General features: G+C 56.8%; 1 protein-coding gene. It reads left to right on the top strand.

What is annotated here, in order from left to right:
* Positions 1-5: 5 nt before the first annotated feature.
* A partial coding sequence (locus tag KP705_RS20500; RefSeq protein WP_308267684.1) for an IS5 family transposase occupies positions 6-385 on the top strand: 380 nt, incomplete at its 3' end.

A 385-nucleotide genomic window follows, 5' to 3' on the forward strand; every position in this document is an offset into this window, starting at 1 on the left:
GCAAGATCCATGTCCGATGTGACAATCAGGGATGCCCTCTTGGCTTTGTCCTTACCGGAGGCCAGGTCTCGGACTACAAAGCCACAGACGCCCTGATGAAGCTGTCTGTCCCGCCCCCCAAAGCCATGCTGGCTGATCGGGGCTATGACAGTGACRGCTTCCGCCAGGATCTGCTGTTCCGTGGGATACTGCCGGTTATTCCATCACGCAAAGGCCGCAACGCTCCACAGAAAACAGACTGGCGGCGTTACAGGGACCGCAACCGCATCGAGCGGATGTTCAACAAACTCAAGCAGATGCGCCGTATCGCGACGCGCTACGACAAAACCGCCTTGTCCTTCATGAGTTTCCTCAATCTCGCCGCAGCAAAGCTCTGGATCAGATT

Source organism: Gluconobacter sp. P1D12_c (genome assembly GCF_018812105.1).
Lineage (GTDB): Bacteria > Pseudomonadota > Alphaproteobacteria > Acetobacterales > Acetobacteraceae > Gluconobacter > Gluconobacter oxydans_A.